This window comes from Mesorhizobium sp. M2A.F.Ca.ET.039.01.1.1, from assembly GCF_003998035.1.
GTDB lineage: Bacteria > Pseudomonadota > Alphaproteobacteria > Rhizobiales > Rhizobiaceae > Mesorhizobium.
In genome coordinates, this window is the sequence record NZ_RZRY01001050.1 from 1 (window position 1) to 1,675 (window position 1,675).

Consider the following 1,675-nt stretch of genomic DNA (forward strand, 5'->3'; position numbering starts at 1 on the left):
GGCATAGACCGGATAACGCTCGCCCATCAGCTTTTCCAGCACGGCGCGCGGATCGGGGTTCTTCAACAGCGGCCGGTTCTGCTTCTTGGAGACGCGCTCCATCAAGAGGTCCAGATCGGCCTTCAGCCAGACCGACACGCCATGCGCCGATATAGCCTCGCGCGTCTGCGCGTTCATGAAGGCGCCGCCGCCGGTCGACAGCACCTGCGGGCCGTTCTCCAGCAGGCGCAGGATCACGCGCTGCTCCAGCGCACGGAATTCCGGCTCGCCATAGCGCTCGAACAGTTCCGGCACCGTCATGCGCGAGACGCTTTCGATCTCCTGGTCGCTGTCCATGAAGGGCAGCGACAGCATCGTCGCCACCTTGCGGCCGATCGCCGTCTTGCCAGCCCCCATCAGTCCGACGAAGACGATCGAACGGCTGCCGAGCCGTTCGACCAGCGCGGCACAGCCTTCGTCCGTCGGATTTGGTGGCACAGCGTTCATCGGGGCCTCTTTGCGCCGTATCGACATCAAAAGCCTGTTTGCGTCAAGCGCGGGTGCACGAACGGGTCCGAAGCCTTTCCGGCAAAAACCTGCGGCGACCGGAATCCTTCGTCCTTGAATTGCCCAGTTTGGCGTCCCATAAGGGCACAGGGCTTTGGAAACGCAGAACAACAAGACGGGCGAAATTTGAATGCCGACTTTGTTTCGCTTCGTCGTGACGCTGGCGGTTCTTGCGGGTATTGCCTATGGCGCGATGTTCGCGCTGGCGATGTTCGTGGAGCCCAAAAAAGCGGAAATGAGCATCCGCATTCCCGCCGAGAAGCTCAACCCCAAGAAGAATTGACAAACCCGGCCCGATGAACAGCGCCGCCCGCATCGAAGCCTTCCTCGAAATGATGAGCGCCGAACGGGGGGCGGCCGAGAACACGCTTGCCTCCTACCGCCGCGATCTCGAGGACGCTTCCGAAGCGATCAAGGGCGGACTTGCGGGCGCCGGATCGGCCGACATCCGCGCCTATCTCGACGACATTGCCGCGCGTGGCTTCGCGCCGACATCGCAGGCGCGCAAATTGTCGGCGATCCGCCAGTTCTTCAAATTCCTCTACGCCGAGGGCCTGCGCGGCGACGACCCGACCGGCACGCTGGACAGCCCTCGCAAGGGCCGGCCGCTGCCGAAGACGATGAGCGAGGCCGAGACCGGCCGCCTGCTCGACCGGGCGGCGCACGAAGCCGGCGAAGCTGGTCCGGATGGCGACCGGATGGCCGCCTTGCGCCTGCACGCGCTGGTCGAGGTGCTCTACGCCACGGGCCTGCGCGTGTCGGAGCTGGTCGGCCTCCCGGTGACGGTGGCGCTGCGTGACGACCGCTTCTTCATGGTGCGCGGCAAGGGCGACAAGGAACGCATGGTGCCGCTGTCGGCCAAGGCGCGCACGGCCATGCGCGCCTGGCTTGCCGCAAGGGCCGAGCGCCCGGCCTTTGCCGAGAGCCCGTTCCTGTTTCCCGCCTCCTCCGACAGCGGCCATCTTTCCCGGCAGGTTTTCGCCCGCGATCTCAAGGACTTGGCGGCTCGGTCGGGGATAGCTGCGGCGAAAATCTCGCCGCATGTGCTTCGCCATGCTTTTGCCAGCCATCTCCTGCAGAACGGCGCCGATCTCAGAGCCGTTCAGCAACTCCTTGGCCATGCCGACAT

At 65.0% G+C, this 1,675-nt stretch carries 3 protein-coding genes; 2 read left to right on the top strand and 1 reads right to left on the bottom strand.

Translation table 11 applies throughout. From position 1 onward, the window contains the following. The coding region (locus EOA24_RS37135; protein WP_127410775.1) for a shikimate kinase at window positions 1–486 on the bottom strand (486 nt) is incomplete at its 3' end. A 190-nt stretch (window positions 487–676) separates the two neighbouring features. Here EOA24_RS37135 and EOA24_RS37140 point away from each other — a divergent pair. Next, window positions 677–829 (top strand): hypothetical protein, encoded by a 153-nt coding sequence (locus EOA24_RS37140; protein ID WP_042643428.1) that lies wholly within the window; start codon window positions 677–679, stop codon window positions 827–829. Between the two features lie 13 nt (window positions 830–842). Continuing rightward, window positions 843–1,675 (top strand): site-specific tyrosine recombinase XerD (locus tag EOA24_RS37145; RefSeq protein ID WP_133374862.1); only part of this gene is annotated, 833 nt, incomplete at its 3' end.

Bases quoted from the DNA above. Each gene is read 5' to 3' on its own strand.
- EOA24_RS37140 (WP_042643428.1), top strand. From the start codon at position 677: ATGCCGACTTTGTTTCGCTTCGTCGTGACGCTGGCGGTTCTTGCGGGT.